Here is a 17,789-nt window from a genome sequence, read left to right as displayed (position 1 = left end):
GTATATGCTTATTAGTTCTAAATTCAAATTATACAATAATAAGTTTAATTCAACAAATTAAACAATCAAACCGTTTATCATCTCGAAATTTGCTTTTACTTTGTGAGAATTTATAGCTCAATACTAAATATGGAGTGGCAATCAACATTAAAAGGATTTAAATCATACCTCCGACTTGAACGGTCGTTGTCAGGCAATTCGGTGAATGCATATATTCATGATGTTGAGAAACTTATGCAGTTTTTTGAATATAGAACTTTAAGTATTTCTCCAACAAAGGTCACGACTGAACATCTAAAAGATTTTATCGTTTGGATTAATGAATTAGGCATGATGGCTACCACACAAGCCCGCGTTCTATCAGGTTTGAAAGCTTTTTATAAATATTTATTAATGGAAGATCTGATCAGCTCCGATCCTACTTTTTTGATTGAAGGTCCCAGATTAGCGCGAAAACTTCCGGACACGTTAAGCATCTATGATATCAATAATCTTATCGAAGCTATTGATTTATCAAAACCCGACGGGCAGCGAAACAAAGCAATGCTTGAAACCCTTTACGGAAGCGGTTTGCGGGTTTCAGAGTTGGTTAATTTGAAGATATCGGATCTTTATTTCGATATAGAATTTTTGAAGATTGTTGGAAAGGGAAATAAGGAGCGCTTGGTGCCAATGAGTACAGAAGCTATAAAGCTAATAACGATTTATCGTGAGCAAATCCGATCCTTGATTTCAATACAACCTGGAAATGAAAATTATCTTTTTCTGAACCGACGCGGCACAAAGCTTTCGCGAGTGATGGTTTTTATGATTATTAAAGCTTTAGCAGAGAAGATCGGTTTAAACAAAAGCATTAGTCCACATACGTTCAGGCATTCTTTTGCTACTCATCTTATTGAAGGTGGTGCCGATTTGAGAGCGGTACAGGAAATGCTGGGCCATGAATCAATAACCACCACTGAGATTTACACGCATCTCGATCGCGATTATCTGCGAGATACGATCATCCAATTTCATCCCAGAGCGTAATAAGCTTAAAAGTTTAAGTGAAAGAATAAAAATTATTAATGAATTGACTGAGGTTTACCGACTGATGATTTAAGATTGGTTTCAATCATGTAATCCAGAATCGATTTAATGGTGGGAATATATCCGCTGGTGAAAAAGTATGATTTCCCTTCAGATGTAATAATCAGGTTGGAAGGAAAATAACTGATTTCATAGTTATCTAACATTTTACCGACATCCGGAATTTGTTGATAATTGAATTTCTTTGTATTCAGAAATCTCTCTAAAACGTCCTTTTTATCTGTTGAGAAAGCAAGAAAAACTACCTGATCATTGGCTTTATATTTTTCAACCAATTCATTTAGTTCGGGTATTTCTTTTAAACAGGGAGCACAGGTCGTAAACCAGAAATTCACTACGACCACCTTCCCTTTTAATTGTTCAAAACGAAGTGTTTTTCCATCCAGCGTGGTGAACTCTTCATTTGGAACTTCTTTTCCTTTTTCAAAGAATAAATTTGGAGTAGCTAGGGCAAATAATGCGGTTTCTTTTTCTGAGGGAGTTGTTTTTAACAAACGAATCTCATTATAATCGCCTTCAGCGTTTTTCAATTGCTGCATTTTGTAATCACCTGTTAGCAGCAAGTAACTCATTTCATCATAGCTAATCGATTTGCCATTAGCATTCTTATAAGTCATTTCAGTTTTTTTGTTCGGCTGAGCACAACTCAACAGCGGAATTAAACAAACGAATAACAACAGTTTTCTCATATTGAGGAAAGAACAAAAATTCAAGAATAAAGACTAATATCGACTTAAAACTTATTACTTATAACTTTAAAACTCCTTTTGCCATACGATCTTTACCAAACATATCTTTCCTGATTTCAATTTCTGTGAAATTATTTTGGCCAAGTAATTCAGCTATTTCGTTTCCGTAGGCTTCATTTATTTCGAAGAAAAGCATGCCTCCAGGTTGTAGTTTGGATTTAGCAAATTCGGTGATCTTACGATAGAAAATTAAGGCATCATGGTCTTCTACAAATAAAGCCAAATGCGGTTCAAACTCCAGCACATTTTTATGCATCAACTGTTTTTCTAAGTTTCTTACATAAGGGGGATTGCTAACAATAACATTGAACGTTGAAGTAATAGAATGGGAGAATGAGGAACTTAAAACATCACTATTAAAAAATCGAATTTCCGTTTTATTAAGCACCGCATTTTTCATCGCCATCTCCAATGCTTCATGCGAAATATCACAAGCGGAAACTTCGGCTTCCGGTATATTCTTTTTTAAGGCAATTGGAACACAACCACTTCCCGTACAAATATCCAGAATTTTTAAGTCCAGAGTCTTAAATCCAGAGTCTTGAGTCTCTTTTACTGTCGACTGATGACCGATGACTGACTTAATTATCCAATCCACCAATTCCTCGGTTTCTGGTCTTGGAATCAATACATTCTCATTCACTTTAATTCTGCAACTGTAAAACTCAGTCTCTCCTAATACGTATTGAATCGGCTTTCCAAGCATCAACTCTTCGGTTAGCATTTCGAAAGAACGCACTTGTTGATCAGTCAACTCTTTTTCTTTGCTAATTGATAACTGGGTTCTGGAAAGTTGAAGGATATGTTGAAGCACAATGGATGTAATACTGCGAGCTTCATTGATATCATAAATGGTTTTAAGTTGTTCTACTAATTCCTGCTCGATGGTTTGTATGGTAGGCATAGCGCAAAAATAGTTATTAGTTATAACTTAAACCCAGAACTTCTTACTTTTGGAACATCTCATGAATAACGATCAACTCTTCATAAAACGTTGTATTGAACTTGCCCTAAACGGCCAAGGCGCTGTTAGTCCGAATCCGATGGTTGGGGCTGTTGTAGTATGTGATGGAAAAATTATTGGTGAGGGGTATCACAAAAAATATGGTCAGCACCATGCAGAAGTAAATGCCATCAACGCTGTTTTGGAAAAATACCCGAATGCAGCAGCACTGCTTCGCAGATCAACTATTTATGTAAGCCTTGAACCCTGTTCACATTTTGGTAAAACTCCACCCTGCTCCGATCTGATTATTCACCATCAACTATCTAAAGTAGTTATCGGCTGTGTTGACCCATTTGAAAAAGTGAGTGGAAAAGGAATAGCAAAGCTTCAGGCAGCAGGAATAGAGGTGACCGCAGGTATTTTGGAAAAGGAATGTTTGGAATTGAACAAACGTTTCATAACCATGCAAACGAAACATCGTCCTTACATCATTTTAAAATGGGCTGAAACACAAGATGGCTTTTTTGCTCCAACCAATGGTAAACAGTTTTGGATTACAGGAGACCGTTCAAAAGAGCTGGTTCATAAATGGCGCACTGAAGAAGATGCGATATTAATCGGAAAGAATACGGCTTTAGCTGATGATCCAGCATTAACCGTTCGCGAATGGCAAGGCCGCAATCCGGTTCGTGTGGTTATTGATAGAAAATTAGAACTTCCTTCAAACTTAAAAATATTTGATCATTCAGCCAAAACCATCGTTTATAATGAGATTAAAACGGATATCGAGAACAATATCCATTTTAATCAATTAGAGTTTAATGAATACCTGCCGCAGTTTATCATGTACCAATTGTATTTACAGGATATTCAATCGGTTATTATTGAAGGTGGGGCACACTTGCTAAACCAATTCATTAGCTATGGTCTATGGGATGAAGCACGGATATTTACCGGCAATAAATTTTTAAAAACGGGTATCCCCGCTCCTTTACTCTCCGGAAAAATCGTTTCAAAAGAAATGATTGAAGATGATGAATTGAAAGTTTTTCACAACTCTCTCAGTTAAAATATGCAGATCTAATTACTAATGCTTTTTGAAGATACATATCAAACTATTTTATCGCCTGCTGAGGGAATTTTTCGTGACCGTGGAAGCAAATTTATTGGCTATGCATTTCCGGTAAAAACGGAAGATCAGGTCAAGGAATGCTTAATGAAGGTTAAGAAAGATCATCCAACCGCTCGTCATTATTGTTATGCCTATCGGTTCGGACTTGATAAAACGGTATTTAGAGTGAACGATGATGGGGAACCTGCTGGTTCTGCAGGCCGCCCGATTTTGAATGTTTTATTTTCTAAAGAAGTCACAAATATTTTTGTAGTGGTGGTTCGCTACTTTGGAGGAACTTTGTTAGGCGTACCCGGTTTGATCAATGCATACAAACAAGCTACCATTGAAACACTACAGACTGCAGAAATTGTTAACCGAACGGTGAACGATATTTATCGAATAGATTTTGAATACTTGCAAATGAATGATGTAATGAAAGTATTAAAAGATGAGGATGTGAATATCATGAATCAGTTTTTTGATAATGCCTGTTCAATCGAGTTTGAATTAAAAAAATCATCAGTGAACAAGATTGTGAGTAAACTTGAGGCATTGAAAGAGGTAAAAGTGACCTATCTTCGGACTGTTTAAGCAGAAGATTGTTCATTTGACAAATAACGTTCAGCATAGGTTTGGTAACTTAAGTGAAGTGGTGTGCTAATTAAAAACAAGGTAGCCCCGATTGCATTTCGTATTACAACCTGTGAAGTGTTAGAAACGATAAAGAAATCTTCAGTTAAAAGCTTTTTTCCGCTAATGGATAATGATCCTGAAAGCACAAAGAATGAATGGATAGATTCAGGACTTAAATCCATCATTACATCCGATGCTTTAAATTTAATTTCTTCAATCTCAACACCCTCGCTTTCCATTTGCAATGGAGAGCCTCGTCCTTTCAGAATTTTTCTTACAAATCCATTTTTATCGATAATTGGAAAGATATCCGAATGATAATCATTATAACTTGGGTCTGTTTGAATGGTCTTAAAAAAGTTGGGATCAAACCATATTTGAAAAATAGATGTGCCTTGGTATAATTTTTCGGCATGACTAATACCTTTTCCGGCACGAATAATCTGAATATCACCGGCATGCAATTTTACCCAACTCTTTAGTTTATTGTCGTAATGATCAATTTCGCCCTCAAGCACAAAAGATAGTATTTCAAAGGCTTTATGAGGATGTTCAGGTATAGTACTGGTTTTACGGGCCCAAGCATGTGCCCAATAAAACAAATTTGAATAAGGCATTAGTTTTCCACCTTCCTGTGGAAATCCAATTGGTTTTTTTTCTAAAATAGTTCCGTCATTAAATGAGCCGTCAACCTGCTTATCACGTGTATAAATCGCCAGTTTCATCTTTTACTCCATTGCCATTGCACTACATTTTAACCTTTATTTTAAGGAATTGTTTTTCTAATAATAATTATTCGTGAGTAGTTAGTTTTTCAATTGACATCATAACTAATTTAATTTTGCTTCGTGTCATGTATAAACACTGTAAAAAGCTGATATTGTTGTAAATTTAGTAACAGTATTTTGCCTATTCTTATTTATACGAAGGATGTACCCAACCTTATTCGAAATTATGGCTGCTTATTTTCAATGAGCTATTTTGCTTGACTCGTCAAAGTCATAAAAATAGTTTAAGAAAAACTTTAATATTAGTGTTATAAATAATTAAAAAATAATTACTTAAAGCAAGTATATGAAAGCTTTGGTTTTAGAAGGTTTAAACAAACCTTTAATAGAAAGAGAAGTTGAAAAACCCGTTTTGAACAGTGGCGAAGTATTGGTCAAGATTAATGCATCCTCATTTAACCGTCGTGATTTATGGATTCAAAAGGGTTTGTATGCTGGTATTAAATATCCAATCATTTTAGGCTCTGATGGAGCTGGTTTGGTGGAAGAACTTGGTCAAGATGTTGATAATAAATGGAACGGCATGAAAGTGATCATTAACCCTTCCAGCCATTGGGGTGATGATTACCGGGCACAAAGTAAAGATTTCAGAATATTAGGATTGCCCGATAATGGAACTTTTGCTGAATATGTTAAGGTACCTGTTGATAACTTGTACCCTTTGCCGGGCCATTTAAGTTATGCAGAAGCCGCATCATTACCATTGGCAGGAGTAACTGCCTTTAGGGCGCTTTTTAAACGCGCGGGCGCAATGAAAGGTGAAAAGGTATTAATATCAGGTGTGGGTGGCGGTGTAGCCTTATTTGCCATGCAATTTGCGGTAGCTGAAGGTGCAGAAGTATACGTAACTTCAGGAAATCCGGAAAAGATTGAAAAGGCAAAATTCTTGGGTGCATATGGAGGAGCAAATTATCGCAATAGCAATTGGGTGGATGATTTGAAAGGACAGGCAGGTGGTTTCGATGTAATTATTGATAGCGCCGGCGGTCCGGGGTTTAAACAATTAATTGAATTAGCCAATCCGGGAGGGCGTATAGCTCTCTATGGTGCAACCAATGGAAATGTTCCGGAGTTGGACCCTCGCCGTATCTACTGGAAACAGCTTTCAATATTAGGGTCAACCATGGGTACAAAAGCTGATTTTGAAAGCATGATTGACTTTGTTCAAAAACATCAATTATTACCAGTTGTTGACAAAGTTTTTGGTTTTAACGAGGCAAACGATGCATTGGAACGCATAAGTAAATCAGAACAATTTGGAAAAATTATTCTGAGTCAGGAATCATAAAAGTTGAAAACTGAAAACTGAAAACTGAAAACTTTTAAATAAAAGTTAGAAATCTAAGTAGTTTTAAGAAATCATTCTCAAAGTAAAAAGCCGTTTAAAATATCGGCTTTTTACATTTACTACTTATAACTTAATTAAGTTTGGCTACAATTCCGTCCCAGAGTTTTATTCTTGTTTTTAATGCTTCTATAACAGCATTTTCGGCTTCTTGCCATTTCAACTCATCGTTTCCACAAAGTTCTTCAGTCATTTGTACAGCGAGCCCTCCGTGATGACCTCCATCAACTTCAATGTGTCGTTCAATGTAGTATTTAAACAAGCTTATCTCTCCTGGAAACTCCCTATCCATATCTTTCAGTAAAGAAATAAACATGTCGGGAATCAGGTCCTCTCTACCAAAAGTAAATACAGCAGCCTGCGCATGCAGTTTTCCTTTAGCAATTGTATCGAACGTGAAGTTAACAAACTGCGCCACCGAATTAGGCACTTCTGCAACACGTAAAGCATTCTCCACCGAATAAATACCGGTAACACAATCAAGGAAAAATTTAAGCTGTGCTTTATCGGCACCGCTTTGTTTCATTGCCATTTGGTAGAGTTCGAAGTGGCTCATCCGTTCCCCGTTTGGAGTAACGTCACTTTCTTCTCCGGTTACAATTTCATTTATCAAGTACCTTGTTGTAGCCGAGCCAATAGGTTTCCAGGGAGCTGTGGTGCAGGTTAACCCATGTTGCAGATTTTTTAAAAGCGACATAAAATCCCATACTGCATAAACATGATGCTTCATAAAAATGCGCAGATGCTCAATGCTCTTTATTTTTGAATAAACAGGATGGACAATTAGCTGCTGGCGAATAGGTTCAATGTTTTTCTTTAATTGTTCAATACGAACTGACATATGTAATAATTGCTTATGTGCGATGATTTTACTTAACTAGTATAGATTCTTCGTTAAGCAGTTTCAGGTAAGAAAGATATAACTGAAGGGCTTGTTTTTTTTTATCATCAAATACGTAATCTATTTTATGCAGAAGATAATCATCAAGATCGAAATCAGAACGTTTGTCTATTTTTTTTAACAGTTCTTCACGATTATCAATACCCAATTTCAATGCTTCATTGAATTCATTTTTTATACCTTCTGGTATTGGTTTATTAGAAGCCCATACAGCAAAGGCAAAAGGCAGTCCTGTGAAGTTTTTCCATTCTTCTGCTAAATCATAAACATAAGGATAATTGTGTTTTTTACCGAAAGTACGGTCGCCAATGAGTATAAATGCATCCGAATTTGTATCCGAATTATATTCTGTTTCAATATTCCAGTAGTTGGATATTAGGATTTTAGCCAGATTATTTGAAGTTCTTGATTCAGTATCCAATCGAACTGTTTTTACCTCATTAATTGGCTTTAAGCTGAATAGAAATACTGAATTTACTGCCCCGTTTGCTCCTATGCAGTAATCCGAAATGATTTCATAATAAGGGAGTTTTACTAATGCAGCGACAGGAATTAATCCGACATCGGCACGCCCGTCAATTACTTTTTCAGCACAATCAGCCGGAATATCCAAAGAAAGATCAATGATATTTTTAGTTAGAATACCTGAATGTTCAATTCCAAAAAGAAAAGGTTTGGTATTAGTATAGGATACTGCTGATATTTTTATCTTATTTAAATGGCTCATTAATAAATTCTTACTATAAATCTTCTAAATGATCAATTGAATTAAAAGCGAGTAGTTCAAAACGTTCACCATCAAAACCCAGTTTATACAAAGAGGTATTTTGATGAATAAATGAATCCATATTACGTAATTCAAGGTTTGTGAGTTGACAAAGGAGAATTCGCATAGCTCTACCGTGCATACATACTAACACATGTTGTTCATCTTCTTTCGATAAAATATGCTGCAAGGCCTCCCGCTGACGTTCGCTTACATCAAGAGGGCTTTCTCCACCCGGAAATCTTACTTCATAATTACCTTCCGTCCACATTCCGGTGATACTATGAAAACTATTTTGAACATCTGGCGAATTCGGACGACCCTCATTTTCACCCCAATCCAGCTCATCCAAACCGGAATGTTGTTCCCAGGCAATGCCTTTATCTAAAAAATAAGCAACAGTTTGATGCGTACGTTTTAACGTTGAAGTATATATTTTATCGAAATGAATATGCTTATGAGCTTCAAAGAATTTTTGGGCCTGCTGCCGGCCGGTGTCATTCAAATCCGTGTTAACTCCTCTTCCCTGCACAATTCCTTTTTGATTATAATCCGTTTCTCCATGTCGTAAAATATAGAGTACTTTTTTATAGTTCCGGGGGGATGAGTGTTCCGTATCCATAAACGCCGGGTGATCTCCTAGAATTTCCTTCATAATCAAAAATTAGAACGATCGCATTTTGTTTAATGCAACCGCTGTATAAAAATTAGTTTTTTGTTGCCGTTGGATTAATGACAGGTAAGGCAAAATAATTTGGCCTTTCCTCTTCAAAAACCACATCCTTAAAATCGGTAACAATGTTGTAAAGCGTATCACGTTCCACAGGGTAACGGCCTACATGTTTAATAAGTTCCACTAACTCTCTAGTGCTCATACCCGGATGCTGCTCTTCGGCACCGGCCATTGAGTAAATTTTAGTAGTATCATCAATTGTACCGTCAATATCATCCACACCAAAATTTAGTGAAAGCTGACTAGTTGAACGGCCAATCATTGCCCAATAAGATTTAATGTGATCAAAATTATCGAGGTAAATCCGACTGATGGCATAATTCCGTAAATCTTCTATTACTGATGCTTCTGACACATTCGACATTTGATTGTCTTTATTGCGGAATTTTAATGGAATAAACGCTTGGAAGCCTCCGGTTTTATCCTGAAGCTTTCTTAATTCCTCCATATGGTGTACCCGATGCCAGTACTGCTCAATATGGCCATACAGCATTGTTGCATTAGAACGCATTCCTAGTTTATGCCATTCTTCATGTATTTGCAACCATTGATCTCCAGTGCATTTATCAGCGGCAATTTGCTCACGAATTTCAGGATGGAATATTTCAGCTCCACCACCTGGCATGGAATCCAAACCGGCTTCTTTCATGGCTTGCATCCCATCAGCATAATTAACTTTTGCCTTTTTGAAGATATAATGATATTCAACCGGTGTTAGTGCTTTAACATGCAGTTCCGGACGGTGGGCTTTGATACGACTGAAGAATTCAGAATAGAACTTCATATCGTATTGAGGAAGTACACCTCCCACAATATGGACTTCAGTAACGGGTTGTCCATCGTATTTGGTCACCATTTCAAACATTTGGTCCATGGTGTATTCCCATCCTTCAGCTCGTTCTTTAATTAACCTGGAATATGAGCAGAATTTACAATCGTAAACGCATAGATTGGTTGGTTCTATATGGAAGTTTCTATTGAAATAGGTAGTATCACCATGTTTTTTTTCGCGAATATAATTGGCTAAGACCCCTAAATATCCTACATCAGCCTTCTCATAGAGTAAAACGCCTTCATCAAAGGTAATTCGTTCTTCGTTTTTTATTTTTTGGGCAATGTCATGCAGGTCTTTGGAAAGATTTTTATCGGCTAATAAGGTATGTAGTTGCTCAGCGGATCTCATGAAGTTTTTTTGACAAAAATACTAATTCAGACAGTAAATCTGTCTTTAATGAGAAAAACGCTAAAAGGGAACTTTGGTTTTTGATTTATTTAAAGAAGTTTCATATCTTATTGTTTATCAACTATTTAAAATATCAGAATTCAAATGGCAGATTTAAACTATCTATACTCGCAAATCGAACCGCTTTGATTTCTTGATTTATACATTTAATCACCTGATTCAAGGCAACATTCGAAACTTTACTAAAATTATGTTTGTTAGCCTTTATGAATATTTTCAGGAAGCGTTTAAGGATTAGCAAATCACACAAATCTCCAAGTTGTCTCGCCAGTTCTTTTACCGGTTTTTGTGATTCTTCAGAATGAATTGCTGCCTGAATTAAATAAATACGTTTTAGTTCTTTTCGGATTTCATGTAAGTGATCGTTGGTAAGTTTTCGCTTTTTTAACTTTATAATTCTTTTTTGGGTTAAATGCACGAACTTTTTCGAAATTCTATTCAGTTTTCTATTGTCATGCCACTTTTTTATTTGATGTTCTAAACTGATATTCAGTTTTTTCAAATATTCAATGGGTGTTAAATTGAGTAGAAGTACAAGCTCTGATTCGGCCTTTGCCCGCGATGCTCTTAACTCACCTTGAAAAGCCTTTAATATAAAAGACTCTTCATTGAAAAATTCAGGTGCAAGTTTTTCGGATTGGAAATAGTCGCGAATAACACCTAAATGATTAAAGATCAATTTAATTTCAGGAATGTGTTTTTGATTGGGAAATTTGGAAGGCCTGGCGGTATGACAAAAAATAATGACAGTGCGTATTCCTTTCAGCTGCAAGCGTAGATCATGTATAACTTCTGGATCACGCGAGTATTCCAACTTACTAAATGAAGCGAGTAGTGTATTGTAATTTAACGGTTCACAAAGTTTATACGGATCCAGCATCTATGTATATTGGTTATTAGATTAACTAGGCTAATGGTAAATAATTGGGATACAATTATTTATATCAACTAAAATTAAACTAATAACCAATAACTATTAACTTTTTATTAATGAAAATGATAGATCTTATTGATTTGACTTTTTTCAGAAATTGACACATTCAAATCCTGAAGGATTCCATCTGCAACATCAAAAATCCAACCGTGTACAGTAAGGTCCTGACCGCCTTGCCATGCTTTTTGAACAATACTTGTGTTACAAACATTTAGTACCTGCTCCTTTACATTTAATTCGCAAAGTAATCTAAAACGCGCTTCTTCATCAGTAACGGCATCCAATTCGGTTTCATGCATACGATAAACATCTTTTATGTTTCGCAACCAATTATCAATCAATCCGATATTGGCATTTCCCATAGCCGCTTTTACTCCTCCGCAACCGTAATGTCCTACTACCAAAATATGCTCTACTTTTAACACCTTAACAGCATACTGAATCACGGAGAGGCAATTAATATCTGTATGTACCACCATGTTTGCAATGTTACGGTGTACAAAAACTTCACCCGGCTCCAATCCTGTAATTTCATTTGCCGGTACCCGACTATCAGCGCAACCTATCCATAAATATTTAGGAGCTTGCAATTTGGCCAAGTTTTTAAAGTAATTTTCATCAGCGCCAAGTCTGCGTTCTACAAATTTTTTGTTGTTTTCGAAAAGCTGAGTAATATCTTTCATTTTTTTGTTTGACAGAAGTATTTGAGATTTTATAAAAAAACCGATCGAAAATCGATCGGTTTACAAAAATAATTAAATATCCCGATTCGGGTCAAAGGACTCTAAATAATCAGCCACTTTTCGAACAAACATTCCTCCTAATGAACCATCAACCACACGGTGATCGTACGATAATGAAAGGAACATCATGTGACGAATGGCAATAACATCACCAAATTCAGTTTCAATTACCGCAGGCTTTTTCTTGATTGCACCTACGGCTAAAATGGCAACCTGTGGCTGGTTAATGATCGGTGTACCCATTACATTACCAAATGAACCTACATTCGTTAAAGTGAATGTTCCTCCTTGGATTTCATCAGGTTGTAACTTATTGTTTCTGGCGCGGTTAGCCAGATCATTGACAGATTTAGTTAAACCTACAAGATTCATTTGATCGGCGTTTTTAATTACCGGAACAATCAGATTTCCTGATGGCAAGGCTGTAGCCATCCCAATGTTTATATTTTTACGAACGATGATTTGAGTACCATTAACTGAAATATTCACCATTGGTAAGTCTTTAATTGCTTTTGCAATTGCTTCAATGAATATTGGAGTAAATGTAATTTTTTCGCCTTCACGTTTTTCAAATGTTTTCTTCATTTTCTCCCTCCAATGTACCAAATTGGTAACATCGGCCTCAACAAATGAAGTTACATGAGGTGCAACATGCTTACTCATCACCATGTGATCAGCAATTAATTTGCGCATACGATCCATCTCAATCACTTCGTCATTGCCGCTTATTGATACAACCGGAGCTTTTATTTCGGTTGCAGATACCTTGGGAGCTGCTTGAATTGGAGCAGGTTCTGCTTTTGGCTTTTCGGGAACAGGAGCAGCAGTTCCTTGTTTGCGACTTTGCACGAATGCTAAAATATCTTGTTTCGTTACACGACCTTCAGCACCCGTGCCATTTATTGAATCAAGTTCAGAAGCGGTTACTCCTTCGCTTTCAGCAATGGTACGAACAAGTGGCGAGTAAAAACGAATTCCATTGGTGCGAGGAGCGACTTCTGTACGTCCGAGCGTTGCATTAACCAAATTCTCATTAGGTAATTCTTCCACCGCTGCTTCTTCAAACTTTACCGGAGCCGGTTCGTTACCAGGAGTTCCCGAAGCTCCAACTTCTGTTTCCAATATAGCTATGGTAGCTCCAACCTGTACCACATCATTTTCATGAAAGAGCATTTCAACGAGCGTTCCAGATACAGGTGATGGCACTTCAGAGTCAACTTTATCGGTTGCGATCTCCAATACGCTTTCATCAGCTTCTATTTTATCCCCGATGTTCTTTACCCATTTGATGATAGTAGCTTCTGCTACACTTTCACCCATTTTAGGCATTATAAGTTCGTAACGTGCCATAGATTATTCGTGTTTTTCGACTTAATTAAGGTTATTATTTGGTGGGGTAAAGGTAGAAATTTTATTGAACAAGAATGAAGGAAATAGTTAATGGAAATTAGAATCCATTGATAGCCTATGGTCAATATAGATTTAATTATACTACCCCTAGAATAACTCCTTTGGCAGTTTCTTAATGACACTTATATTTTTCTTCATTAATTCACTAAGCTTTCAAAAAGGCTAATATTTACAGTACCGTAATTAGCAGTAAGATGCGCATATATTTCGTTTTTAACTGCTGGTACATTTTTAAGATTAATAAGATTAGTTTTCAGAACAGAAATTTCAGCAAGTAATTCTTCTTTACTTACTACAACAGGAGTAAACTTGGCAATAATTTTAGATTTTGAACTTCCATTAACACTTTCCTGAAAGCAAAGCAATGTGTTTACATATTTATCTGGATCTAATGCCTTTCCCTTTTCATCAATAAACAAATTTTTATTGAAAGTGATTGAATTACCTTGGCTAGACACCTTCTTTAGGATGGTTTTACCATTAACAGTATATTGCACAAAGAAAAAATTAACTCCTCCAATTAAATATTTTGGATCTATAGGTATCATTTCATTTTCTAGAATTAAAAAATGATCATTGTCACCGATTTTAAAATAATTTTCAGGATCATCATTTTGGTCTGATAAAGATCGTGTACTTAAATGATATGTTCCGGCTGCAGGAACCAGTGTAGAACGCAACACGGCCAATAACTCTCCTTGAGCATCCGGCTTTAGTGTTTGGGCGGAAATGTCGAACCTTCCCTTTCCTGGACTAATACAAGACACCTTTGCTGTTTTATCCCCAAAAACAAGTTTATCTTCCTGGTTCAGTCTATCACCAATTTTTACCTGTTTTTTTGTACGTTCTAACAGTACATTGCCTTTAATAAAAGTCACATAATATTTTTCTCCCGGGGTAATCATGACGGTAGAAATCAATAAAAAAACTGTAAGTAATTTTCCTATCATCTATTTAAAATTAAAATATGTTTCACGTAAACCTAATGCCCATTCCTTCACTTGTTGTGCATTCCATTCTATCTTTTTTAATCGAATTGAGTATCTGAGCAAACTAACGTATAAAGTTAATATTAGAACCTGAATGTGTATATTGAATAACAAGTATGATATCATAGATAGAACTGAAAGATAAGTAACACTTCCAAATAAGGGCCCAATCCAATTTATTTTCTTGAGCTTCTCATTATCATTATCAGGAAAAAGCATCAACCTTGAAAAAACAGTATAGCCCAGCACTATAAAAATAAGCCACCAGTATGTAATAATATGATATCCAGCTTTTAGAGTAAGGTAAACATTCAGCAGTATTAACGTACCCGGAGTTGAACCAAAAATAGTTTCATGAACATCATTATTGAAGTCGCCCATTAATACAATACGATTCTTTAAAAAATCGTTTACAATTATTTCCTCGGGTAGAATAAGAAGTTCTGAAAGATTTACCACAGGATATTCTCCCTGTTGAAAAAGTTCATGACTCCTTATCTGATAATCAATAATTACGGAATTTAGGCTTAATTTTCCTTTATCAAGATATATTCCGTGATTGCCTGAAATTTTTCTTCCTTCTGTTTTTTCGAAGAGGTAAACTGGTAGTGTTTTAAGCTTTTCATCTTGAAAAAGTTTGAATTTCAGAAAACCTCCGCTTGCCATGCGGTAGTCGGCAATAGCGCAAGGAACGTTAATATCAAGCTCTTCAATTTTTCCATTCTCATCATGGTGCGTTGGGAAAACAATATTCTTTATCCCTGAAATACTACTTTGAAGTAAGCTGTCGTTTTCTGATCGTCCTTTCAGAAAAACATCACAAATCGTAAATTTTACTGATTTTTGATTTCGTTTTAGCATTTCAAAGAATTGAGCAAGTTTGGCCCGATCCGTAATCACTTCATTACCCAACCCTTCTTCTTGTGGAATAAGGGCTTTTTCAAATGCAAGATTGATGAACAAGAAGTCTGATTTCGGAGGATCTTGATCGATATTAAGTATAACTCTTTTAAAAATAGAAGACCATTTTACCAGCAATTGCTCATCGCCATAACTAAAATCGGTATTTATCCAAAAAGCAGTAAGCACCAATAATAAAATGGCATGTCCAAAACTAATGAGCCATTTCAACCAATTTCTCATTTTTTACTAAAAATAAAATCACCACCCACATGTCCTGCCAGTTCCAAAGTTCCATAACGAGGTTCGGTTTTCGTTTCATTCATTACCGCCTCAATAATTTGCGTAATGAACATTTTTTGTGCGGTCAGGTATTTCTCCTTGTTTTCAGAAAGTGCTTTCACTAAGTATTTCATAAATACCGATTCGTCCGGAACTTCTGTATCATTACCGGAAGTGATCGCTACACGACTGATTTTATTGTCCATTTCCTTGATGACAGTAGGTGCATTAGCTCCGAGACCACGGGTTTTAAATACCGAACCAGAGAAGCAGGCATCGGTGATTAACAATGTATGACGCGCAGGTAACTCAGCAATCATATTTAAAACTTCTTTGTTGGGCAACCAGGTATTTACATCGTTGCGTTTAGCATCTGTTAGCAACCAATATCCTTTCTTTTCTTTATCCACCCAAATACCATGGCCGGCATAGAAGATAATTAAGTTGTCCTCAGGTTGTAGTAACTCTGAAATTTGTAAGAATTTCTTTTTAAAATCAGATCGCTCTGGATTAAACAATGTTAAAACATTATCCTCAGTAAAATTGTAACTATTTTTAAGAACCATCTTTAATTTAACTGCATCCGAAATGGGGTTTTCTAAAGATGGAATGGATGAGTCTTCATAATTTTGACTTGCTATCAATACTGCGAAGTTTCTTCCTTCTTTAACTGTTACAGGAACAATTTCAGTTGAAGAATTTACAGGATTAACTGGTTTTTCTATTTCAAAGGTTTCCTCAATAGAATTATCTGCTAAATCAGTGGCTTTAACCACAATTTTGTTAGCACCCGCTGCTAGAGATACATTGCCCCAAAAATCTCCATCATTCTTTGAATAAATTTGCTGACCGTTTAAAGTAACTGATTTAATACCGGCGGCATCTGTAGCTTTCCCCCTAACCATAATATCGTTTCCATTTGCAGTGACTTTTAACCCTCTACTTACGGCTGGCTCTGTGATCACAATTACCGGAGGAGTTTTATCAGTTTTCAGGTTATTGATCATCCTTCCTTCCAGTTTTGCAATTCCATTTAATGCAGGTTCGAATGAAGGATTGTAAACCAGAGCCGATTCATAATCTTTTCTTGCCTGAATTAAATCGCCGAGGCCCAGATATGCTTCGGCTCTTTTGGTATAATGCTTGTATTTTGCTGCTGGCTCTATGCGAACTATAAACTTATAACCCTTTATGGCCTTGGTGAAACGATCAACCGCTTCCTTATAATCTTTTTTATTAAGCGCGATTAATCCATAAACATAATGAAAGTAATCCTCTCCTAGGAGAATACTCCCTTTCGCCTTGTCTATAGCAGCCAGAGCCTTTTCATTTTCTCCCATATGGGCATAAAGAGTTGGCAATAAGCTATTGGCAACTAATTTAGAGTTCATGAAACCTCCGCCATTCTTTTGCACTTCTTCAATTCTTGTGAGCGCCTTTTCGTAATCTTTATTCAATATATTGAGATATACGAAACTTAAAAACTCACCGTATTCGCCATTTTTTACACTTGCTGCCTTCTCATGCAGCTTAATGAGGGCAGCTTTATTGTCCAGTGCAAAGGCGGTCTCAGTTGCCGAGGTATACACGGCTATAAAGAGATTACTTTCTGTAAATCCAATCTTATCCCCCATCGTTTCAACAAACTCCAGGGATGAAGCCAGTCCGACCTCTGGATCACCTTTTTTAAAGTTGTTATCTATCTTTTCAAAATAAAACGGATTTAAATGATTCGTTCGAAAAACTTGAGGTTTCCCCTGTACATATTCAGTTTGATCTTTAATGATGATATCATAAACCAAATTGGCACCCTTTACATCACCTATTTCAAATTTATTTTTTGCTAATGTCCATAAATATGAAACATTTCCACTATTGGTATAAGCTTTTCTGTAAAACTTTTCAGCTTCAACATAATCTCCATTTTTCCAGAGTTTTTGAGCTTGATTATAGGATTTATAATCCTGATTAGTTGCGTAAGGTGAGAGAATCGATTGTGAATAGACAATCGAAACGAAAATTAAAAATAATAGAGTAAGTAGTATTTTTCTCATAATTTTTGCAGTTTACTTCTTCATAAAAATATAATCACTGCCTACATGTCTGGCTAATATAAAGCAATAGTATAATGGATAATTTAATTTTGTTCATTTGACTATTATTTTTGAATAATTGAAATCATATCCCTCTTCACCTGCTTCTTTTATTTAGCCAAACTGAGGAA

Annotated in this window: 17 protein-coding genes; 4 read left to right on the top strand and 13 right to left on the bottom strand. The window is 36.0% G+C overall.

The features are described 5' to 3' along the window. Window positions 1-129: 129 nt before the first annotated feature. Window positions 130-1,029, top strand: a complete 900-nt coding sequence (xerD, locus tag FN756_RS03510; RefSeq protein ID WP_142601524.1) for a site-specific tyrosine recombinase XerD — start codon at window positions 130-132, stop codon at window positions 1,027-1,029. 35 nt (window positions 1,030-1,064) lie between these two features. Here xerD and FN756_RS03505 read toward each other — a convergent pair whose 3' ends face one another. Both FN756_RS03505 and prmC read right to left on the bottom strand, forming a co-directional pair. After that, window positions 1,065-1,778 (bottom strand): TlpA family protein disulfide reductase, encoded by a 714-nt coding sequence (locus tag FN756_RS03505; protein WP_246085414.1) that lies wholly within the window; start codon window positions 1,776-1,778, stop codon window positions 1,065-1,067. A gap of 58 nt (window positions 1,779-1,836) precedes the next feature. Beyond that, the gene (prmC, locus tag FN756_RS03500) at window positions 1,837-2,742 is read right to left on the bottom strand and encodes a peptide chain release factor N(5)-glutamine methyltransferase (RefSeq protein WP_142601523.1); all 906 of its coding nucleotides are present in this window, start codon (window positions 2,740-2,742) and stop codon (window positions 1,837-1,839) included. Window positions 2,743-2,803: 61 nt separating this feature from the next. Here prmC and ribD point away from each other — a divergent pair, with 61 nt between their 5' ends. Together ribD and FN756_RS03490 are read left to right on the top strand one after the other, a co-directional pair. Continuing rightward, window positions 2,804-3,853 (top strand): bifunctional diaminohydroxyphosphoribosylaminopyrimidine deaminase/5-amino-6-(5-phosphoribosylamino)uracil reductase RibD, encoded by a 1,050-nt coding sequence (ribD, locus tag FN756_RS03495; RefSeq protein WP_142601521.1) that lies wholly within the window; start codon window positions 2,804-2,806, stop codon window positions 3,851-3,853. Between the two features lie 21 nt (window positions 3,854-3,874). Further along, window positions 3,875-4,489 (top strand): IMPACT family protein, encoded by a 615-nt coding sequence (locus tag FN756_RS03490; RefSeq protein ID WP_142601519.1) that lies wholly within the window; start codon window positions 3,875-3,877, stop codon window positions 4,487-4,489. Here FN756_RS03490 and FN756_RS03485 read toward each other — a convergent pair. Next, complete coding sequence (locus FN756_RS03485) at window positions 4,486-5,256, bottom strand: pirin family protein (protein ID WP_142601518.1); 771 nt, start codon at window positions 5,254-5,256, stop codon at window positions 4,486-4,488. The genes FN756_RS03490 and FN756_RS03485 overlap by 4 nt on opposite strands. A gap of 349 nt (window positions 5,257-5,605) precedes the next feature. On the opposite strand from FN756_RS03485, the gene FN756_RS03480 reads away from it, so the two are divergent. Next, entirely contained in the window at window positions 5,606-6,607 is a 1,002-nt protein-coding gene (locus tag FN756_RS03480) for a zinc-binding dehydrogenase (RefSeq protein ID WP_142601516.1), read from the top strand. Window positions 6,608-6,737: 130 nt separating this feature from the next. Here FN756_RS03480 and FN756_RS03475 read toward each other — a convergent pair whose 3' ends face one another. From FN756_RS03475 to FN756_RS03430, 10 genes are all read right to left on the bottom strand, one after another. Beyond that, window positions 6,738-7,505, bottom strand: a complete 768-nt coding sequence (locus tag FN756_RS03475) for a DUF3050 domain-containing protein (protein ID WP_142601515.1) — start codon at window positions 7,503-7,505, stop codon at window positions 6,738-6,740. Window positions 7,506-7,533: 28 nt separating this feature from the next. Then, entirely contained in the window at window positions 7,534-8,292 is a 759-nt protein-coding gene (locus FN756_RS03470) for a menaquinone biosynthetic enzyme MqnA/MqnD family protein (RefSeq protein ID WP_142601513.1), read from the bottom strand. 13 nt (window positions 8,293-8,305) lie between these two features. Next, window positions 8,306-8,986, bottom strand: coding sequence for a histidine phosphatase family protein (locus FN756_RS03465; protein WP_142601512.1), 681 nt, complete (start codon window positions 8,984-8,986; stop codon window positions 8,306-8,308). A gap of 52 nt (window positions 8,987-9,038) precedes the next feature. Next, a complete protein-coding gene (gene mqnE, locus FN756_RS03460) occupies window positions 9,039-10,247 on the bottom strand; it encodes an aminofutalosine synthase MqnE (protein ID WP_142601510.1) in 1,209 nt (402 codons plus the stop codon). A gap of 133 nt (window positions 10,248-10,380) precedes the next feature. Next, entirely contained in the window at window positions 10,381-11,187 is an 807-nt protein-coding gene (locus FN756_RS03455; RefSeq protein ID WP_142601509.1) for a CHAD domain-containing protein, read from the bottom strand. Window positions 11,188-11,294: 107 nt separating this feature from the next. Beyond that, complete coding sequence (can, locus tag FN756_RS03450) at window positions 11,295-11,924, bottom strand: carbonate dehydratase (RefSeq protein ID WP_142601507.1); 630 nt, start codon at window positions 11,922-11,924, stop codon at window positions 11,295-11,297. A gap of 72 nt (window positions 11,925-11,996) precedes the next feature. Continuing rightward, window positions 11,997-13,334, bottom strand: a complete 1,338-nt coding sequence (locus FN756_RS03445; RefSeq protein WP_142601505.1) for a dihydrolipoamide acetyltransferase family protein — start codon at window positions 13,332-13,334, stop codon at window positions 11,997-11,999. Window positions 13,335-13,531: 197 nt separating this feature from the next. Further along, window positions 13,532-14,344 (bottom strand): hypothetical protein, encoded by an 813-nt coding sequence (locus FN756_RS03440; RefSeq protein ID WP_142601503.1) that lies wholly within the window; start codon window positions 14,342-14,344, stop codon window positions 13,532-13,534. Next, window positions 14,345-15,526, bottom strand: a complete 1,182-nt coding sequence (locus FN756_RS03435) for a CHASE2 domain-containing protein (RefSeq protein WP_142601502.1) — start codon at window positions 15,524-15,526, stop codon at window positions 14,345-14,347. After that, window positions 15,523-17,619, bottom strand: a complete 2,097-nt coding sequence (locus FN756_RS03430; protein WP_142601500.1) for a caspase family protein — start codon at window positions 17,617-17,619, stop codon at window positions 15,523-15,525. The genes FN756_RS03435 and FN756_RS03430 overlap by 4 nt, the downstream gene beginning before the upstream one ends. Window positions 17,620-17,789: the final 170 nt, after the last annotated feature.

The sequence above is a fragment of the Solitalea koreensis genome (genome assembly GCF_900182575.1).
Classification (GTDB): Bacteria; Bacteroidota; Bacteroidia; order Sphingobacteriales; family Sphingobacteriaceae; genus Solitalea; species Solitalea koreensis.
Note: the sequence above shows the minus strand (reverse complement) of the source record. Positions and strands in the feature narration are given on the sequence as shown.

What these genes read in the sequence shown, in the direction of transcription:
- xerD (WP_142601524.1), top strand. Translation starts at nt 130, where the DNA reads ATGGAGTGGCAATCAACATTAAAAGGATTTAAATCATACCTCCGACTT.
- FN756_RS03505 (WP_246085414.1), bottom strand. Translation starts at nt 1,778, where the DNA reads ATGAGAAAACTGTTGTTATTCGTTTGTTTAATTCCGCTGTTGAGTTGT.
- prmC (WP_142601523.1), bottom strand. Translation starts at nt 2,742, where the DNA reads ATGCCTACCATACAAACCATCGAGCAGGAATTAGTAGAACAACTTAAA.
- ribD (WP_142601521.1), top strand. Translation starts at nt 2,804, where the DNA reads ATGAATAACGATCAACTCTTCATAAAACGTTGTATTGAACTTGCCCTA.
- FN756_RS03490 (WP_142601519.1), top strand. Translation starts at nt 3,875, where the DNA reads ATGCTTTTTGAAGATACATATCAAACTATTTTATCGCCTGCTGAGGGA.
- FN756_RS03485 (WP_142601518.1), bottom strand. Translation starts at nt 5,256, where the DNA reads ATGAAACTGGCGATTTATACACGTGATAAGCAGGTTGACGGCTCATTT.
- FN756_RS03480 (WP_142601516.1), top strand. Translation starts at nt 5,606, where the DNA reads ATGAAAGCTTTGGTTTTAGAAGGTTTAAACAAACCTTTAATAGAAAGA.
- FN756_RS03475 (WP_142601515.1), bottom strand. Translation starts at nt 7,505, where the DNA reads ATGTCAGTTCGTATTGAACAATTAAAGAAAAACATTGAACCTATTCGC.
- FN756_RS03470 (WP_142601513.1), bottom strand. Translation starts at nt 8,292, where the DNA reads ATGAGCCATTTAAATAAGATAAAAATATCAGCAGTATCCTATACTAAT.
- FN756_RS03465 (WP_142601512.1), bottom strand. Translation starts at nt 8,986, where the DNA reads ATGAAGGAAATTCTAGGAGATCACCCGGCGTTTATGGATACGGAACAC.
- mqnE (WP_142601510.1), bottom strand. Translation starts at nt 10,247, where the DNA reads ATGAGATCCGCTGAGCAACTACATACCTTATTAGCCGATAAAAATCTT.
- FN756_RS03455 (WP_142601509.1), bottom strand. Translation starts at nt 11,187, where the DNA reads ATGCTGGATCCGTATAAACTTTGTGAACCGTTAAATTACAATACACTA.
- can (WP_142601507.1), bottom strand. Translation starts at nt 11,924, where the DNA reads ATGAAAGATATTACTCAGCTTTTCGAAAACAACAAAAAATTTGTAGAA.
- FN756_RS03445 (WP_142601505.1), bottom strand. Translation starts at nt 13,334, where the DNA reads ATGGCACGTTACGAACTTATAATGCCTAAAATGGGTGAAAGTGTAGCA.
- FN756_RS03440 (WP_142601503.1), bottom strand. Translation starts at nt 14,344, where the DNA reads ATGATAGGAAAATTACTTACAGTTTTTTTATTGATTTCTACCGTCATG.
- FN756_RS03435 (WP_142601502.1), bottom strand. Translation starts at nt 15,526, where the DNA reads ATGAGAAATTGGTTGAAATGGCTCATTAGTTTTGGACATGCCATTTTA.
- FN756_RS03430 (WP_142601500.1), bottom strand. Translation starts at nt 17,619, where the DNA reads ATGAGAAAAATACTACTTACTCTATTATTTTTAATTTTCGTTTCGATT.